This is a genomic window from Janthinobacterium sp. HH106 (genome assembly GCF_001758725.1).
Taxonomy (GTDB): Bacteria; Pseudomonadota; Gammaproteobacteria; order Burkholderiales; family Burkholderiaceae_D; genus Janthinobacterium.
This window is the reverse complement of record NZ_LRIC01000050.1, coordinates 1-5,412: the sequence shown is the minus strand read 5'-3', so window position 1 is coordinate 5,412 and position 5,412 is coordinate 1. Positions and strand designations below refer to the sequence as shown.

The 5,412-nt window shown below is 64.5% G+C and carries 4 protein-coding genes; all 4 read left to right on the top strand.

The genetic code is table 11. The features are described 5' to 3' along the window. On the top strand, nucleotides 1-1,931 hold a 1,931-nt coding region (gene iolC, locus JAB8_RS19590), incomplete at its 5' end, for a 5-dehydro-2-deoxygluconokinase (RefSeq protein WP_070291080.1). Continuing rightward, complete coding sequence (gene iolD, locus JAB8_RS19585; protein ID WP_070291079.1) at nucleotides 1,928-3,760, top strand: 3D-(3,5/4)-trihydroxycyclohexane-1,2-dione acylhydrolase (decyclizing); 1,833 nt, start codon at nucleotides 1,928-1,930, stop codon at nucleotides 3,758-3,760. The genes iolC and iolD, both read left to right, overlap by 4 nt. A 1-nt stretch (nucleotide 3,761) precedes the next feature. Beyond that, entirely contained in the window at nucleotides 3,762-4,676 is a 915-nt protein-coding gene (iolE, locus tag JAB8_RS19580) for a myo-inosose-2 dehydratase (RefSeq protein ID WP_070291078.1), read from the top strand. Beyond that, nucleotides 4,673-5,412 (top strand): 5-deoxy-glucuronate isomerase (gene iolB, locus JAB8_RS19575; RefSeq protein ID WP_070291077.1); only part of this gene is annotated, 740 nt, incomplete at its 3' end. The genes iolE and iolB, both read left to right, overlap by 4 nt.

Below are 5,412 nucleotides of genomic sequence, written 5' to 3'. Positions count from 1 at the left end.
AATTTGCCCAGGGCCGCGCGCTGGACGTGATCTGCCTGGGCCGCCTGGCGGTGGACCTGTACGCGCAGCAGATCGGCAGTACCCTGGAAGACGCGACGAGCTTTGCCAAATACCTGGGCGGCTCGTCCGCCAATATCGCCTTCGGCACGGCCCGGCTGGGCTTGAAATCGGCCATGCTGTCGAAAGTGGGCGACGACCACATGGGCCGTTTCCTCACCGATACCTTGGCGCAGGAGGGCTGCGACGTCAGCCATGTCGGCATCGACCGCGAGCGGCTCACGGCCCTCGTCATGCTGGGCATCAAGGACAAGCACACCTTCCCGCTGATCTTTTATCGCGAAAATTGCGCCGACATGGCCATCGACGCATCCTTGGTGGATGCGGCTTTCATTGCGTCGAGCAAAGCGTTATTAATCACCGGCACGCATTTCTCGACTAGCGCCATGCACGCCGTCAGCACGCAGGCATTGCAGCTGGCGCGCGCCAATAACGTGCGCACCGTGCTCGACATCGATTACCGGCCCGTGCTGTGGGGCTTGTCGGGCAAGGCGGATGGCGAAACGCGGTTCGTTTCCAACGAAGGCGTGACCAGCCATCTGCAGGCGATCCTGCCGCAGTTCGACCTGATCGTCGGCACGGAAGAGGAATTCATGATCGCCGGCGGCGGTGCCGACATCATGGCGTCCCTGCGCGCCGTGCGCAAGGTGAGCAGTGCAACCCTGGTGGTCAAGCGCGGGCCGCTGGGCTGCGCCGTCATCGAGGCGGCCATCCCTGCCGGTCTCGATCAGGCGTTCAACTATCAGGGCGTGCGCGTGGAAGTCTTGAACGTGCTCGGCGCGGGCGACGCTTTCCTGTCGGGATTCCTGAAAGGCTGGCTGCGCGGCGAGGATTACGAAGCGTGCTGCCGCTACGCGAACGGCTGCGGCGCCCTCGTCGTGTCGCGCCACGGCTGCGCGCCGGCCATGCCGTCGCCCGTCGAGCTCGACTATTTCCTGGCCAACGCGGCCAAACTGACCCGTCCTGACCAGGATGCCACCCTGGCGCGCCTGCACCGCACGACGGTGGCGCGCAAACAGTGGAGTGAGTTGTGCGTGTTCGCGTTCGATCACCGCACGCAATTCTTTGAGCTGGCCCAGCAGGGCGGTGCCGACGAGGCAAAGATTGCACGGCTCAAGCAACTGTTCGTGCAAGCCGTGGGCCAGACGGAAGCGGCGCGCGGCTTGCAGGGCGGCACGGGCGTGCTGATCGATGACCGCTATGGTGTCGACGCGCTCAACGATGCGACGGGGCGCGGCTGGTGGATAGGCCGTCCCGTCGAGATGCCGGGCTCGAATCCCTTGCAATTCGACTGGGGCCGTTCGCTGGCGTCGCGCTTGACGCAGTGGCCGAAGGAGCACGTGATCAAGTGCCTGGTGCAGCTGCATCCCGACGATACGCCGGAAAACCGGCTGGAACAGGAAGCGCAAATCAAGGGCTTGTACGACGCGGCGCAAATCACGGGCCATGAATTACTGCTGGAAATTATTCCTGCCAAGTCACTGCCCCAGCACGACGATACCGTGTATCGCGCGGTGAAACGCCTGTACAACCTCGGCATCTACCCGGAATGGTGGAAGCTGGAAAGCATGTCAGCCCAGCAATGGCAAGCCATCGATGCCCTCGTGCACGAGCGCGACCCGTATTGCCGTGGCGTCGTATTACTTGGCTTGAACGCACCGATCGCCGCCCTGGCCGCCAGTTTCGAGCAGGCCAGTGCCAGCAGCACCTGCAAGGGTTTCATGGTGGGCCGCACCATCTTCCAGGAACCGAGCCGCCGCTGGCTGGCCGGCGAACTCGACGATGCGGGCCTGATCGCCGCCGTGCGCGCCAATTTCGAGCAGCTGATCAGCTTGTGGCAACGCACGCGCAACCGTCTGGAGCGTGCGGCATGACCACCACCACGATCCGTTTGACCATGGCGCAGGCGCTGGTGCGCTACCTGGCTGCCTTGCGCACCGAGGACGGTCAGCCTTTGTTCGGCGGCGCCTTCGCCATCTTTGGCCACGGCAATGTGGCGGGCCTGGGTGAAGCGCTGTACCAGTACCGCGAACAATTTCCCACCTACCGCGCCCACAATGAGCAGGCGATGGCGCACTCTGCCATCGCCTATGCGAAAGCCCACATGCGCCGGCGCATGATGGCCGTCACCACTTCCATCGGCCCCGGCGCCACCAACCTGCTGACGGCGGCTGCGCTGGCGCACGTGAACCGCCTGCCGGTCTTGCTGTTGCCCGGCGACGTCTTCGTTTCGCGCGCACCGGATCCCGTCTTGCAGCAGCTGGAAGATGGCACGGACGGCAGCGTCTCGGTCAACGATGCCTTCAAACCGCTGTCGCGCTATTTCGACCGCATCGTGTATCCGGAGCAATTGCTGACGGCCTTGCCGCGCGCGATTGCCGCCTTGACGGACGCGGCCGCTTGCGGCCCCGTGACCTTGTCCCTGCCGCAAGACGTGCAGACGATGGCGTATGACTATCCGGCCGACTTTTTCGAACCGAGAGTCGTGCGTTTCCGCGCCGTGCCGCCCGTCGAGCAGGAGCTGGAAGAGGCGGCCGCCTTGCTGCAAGCGGCGAAACAGCCGCTGATCGTCGCCGGCGGCGGCGTGCTGTACGGCCAGGCCGGCGCCGCCTTGCAGGCGTTTGCCGAACGGCACGGCATTCCCGTGGCGGAAACCCAGGCCGGCAAGAGTTCTTTACCGTGGGACCACCCGTTGCAGCTGGGCGCCATCGGCGTCACCGGTTCGCCCGCCGCCAACAGCTTGGCGGCGCAGGCCGACGTGGTGCTGGCCGTCGGCACGCGCCTGCAGGATTTCACGACCGGTTCCAACTCCCTGTTTGCGCAGGCGCAACTGGTCAGCCTGAACGTCAACAGTTTTGATGCGCTGAAACGCCGCGGCCTGGGCCTGCAGGCGGACGCGACACTCGGCTTGCAAGGCCTGTCGCGGCTGCTGGGCAGCTGGAATAGCGCGGGCCAGTGGCTGGACCGCGCGCAGCAGGCAGGGGACGCGTGGCGTGAGACGGTCAAAATCATCACGGGCCGGCGCGACGTGGCCGGCTTGCCGTACGACGGCGAAGTCATCGGCGCCGTGCAGCGTTCCGCAGTCGATTCCACCACCCGCGACATCGTCGTCTGCGCGGCCGGTACCTTGCCGGCCGAACTGCATAAACTGTGGCGGACAAGCACGCCGGGCGGCTACCACATGGAATACGGCTACTCGTGCATGGGCTATGAAATCGCCGGCGGCCTGGGCGTCAAGATGGCCAAGCCGGAAGCCGAAGTCATCGTCATGGTGGGCGACGGCAGCTATCTGATGATGAATTCGGAAATCGCCACTTCCGTCATGCTGGACAAAAAACTCATCATCGTCGTGCTCGACAACCGGGGTTACGGCTGCATCAACCGCCTGCAGCAGGCCTGCGGCAATGCCTCGTTCAACAATATGCTGCCCGACAGCGCCCCGCCTATCGACTTCGCCCTGCATGCGCAATCCTTGGGCGCGCTGTCCGAACACGTTGCCGACATTGGCGAACTCGAGCAAGCGATGCTGCGCGCCCGGGCAGCTTCCCGCACGTATCTGATCTGCATCGACACGGACGACACGCGCACGACGCAGGAGGGCGGCTGCTGGTGGGAAGTGGCCGTACCGGAAGTGTCGACCCAGCCCGGCGTGCAAGCTGCCCGTGCCCGTTATGAAAACGATCGCCTGAAACAAAGGAATTGAAATGACTACCTGGAATGTACGTATCGGCATTAACCCGATCTCGTGGATGAACGACGATTTACCGAGCCTGGGCGGCGAAACGCCGCTGGAAACGGCCTTGAAGGAAGGCGCCGAGATCGGCTATGTGGGTTTTGAACTGGGCAACAAGTTTCCGAAAGATGCCCCGGCCCTGAACGCCGTGCTGGGCAAATATGGTCTGGCGTGCGTCTCGGGCTGGTATTCGGGCCGCCTGGCGCACCGCTCGGTGGAAGAAGAGATCGCTTCTGTTGGCCCGCATTTACGTTTACTTGCCGACAGCGGCGCCACCGTCATGGTCTACGGCGAAGTGGCCGACGCCATCCAGGGCGAAGCGCGCCCCTTGTACAAACGCCCCCGTTTCCAGTCGCAGCAGCAATGGCAGGACTACGCCGATAAACTCACGGCCTTTGCCGCCCACCTGCTGGCGCACGGCGTGCGCCTGGCCTACCACCACCACATGGGCGCCTACGTGGAAACGCCGGCCGACGTGGATCAACTGATGGCCTTGACGGGGCCGGAAGTGGGCTTGTTGTTTGATACGGGTCATATCACCTTTGCCGGCGGCGACGCGCTGGCGGTGCTCAATAAACATATCGACAGGATTTGCCACGTGCATTGCAAGGATGTGCGCCCGAACGTGGTGAAACTGGCCCGCAATGGCCACTGGAGTTTTTTGCAGGCCGTCATCAATGGCGCCTTCAGCGTGCCGGGCGACGGCTGCATCGACTTTCCGGCCATTTTGACGCGGCTGTATCTGCACGGCTATGCGGGCTGGCTGGTGGTGGAAGCGGAGCAGGACCCGGCCGTCGCCCCCAGCTACGCATACGCGAAGATGGGCCACGATTACCTGGCGCGCCTGGTCGATGCGATTCCGCGCCTGGGTCGGGAGGCGGCATGAGCCCGCTGCTGGTCAAAGCAGGCAAGGCCGGCGGCAAGATTGTGGAAGTCACGCCCGCATCGGCCGGCTGGACGCACGTGGGCTTTGCCGCCCACCGCCTGGCGGCGGGCGAGGTCTTGACGCTGGAGACGGGCCACCGCGAACTGTGCCTCGTCGTGCTGACGGGCACGGTCACGGTGCGGGCGGGCGATCACGTCTGGGAAGGCATCGGAAAGCGCGCCAGCGTCTTCGAGGACGTCTCGCCCTACGCCGTGTATGTGCCGCTGGACACCACGGTGCGTATCACGGCCGTGAGCGCCGCCGAGGTCGCCCTGTGCAGCGCACCGGCCACGACGCACCGCCCGGCGCGCCTGATCGAACCTTCCACCATGACGCGCTCCGTGCGCGGCAAGGGTGCGAATACCCGCTATGTGTGCGACATCCTGCCGCAGACGGCCGAGGCGGACGGCTTGCTGGTGGTGGAAGTCGTCACGCCGTCCGGCCATTCGTCGAGCTATCCGCCCCATAAACACGACAGCGACAATATTCCAACCGAAAGCTCGCTGGAAGAAACCTATTACCACCGGCTCAATCCCGAACAGGGCTTTGCCTACCAGCGCGTCTACACGGATGACCGCTCCATCGACGAAGCCATGGCCGTGGAAAACCACGACGTGGTGATGGTGCCCCGTGGCTATCACCCCGTCACCGTGCCGTATGGCTACGACGGCTATTACCTGAACGTGATGGCCGGCCC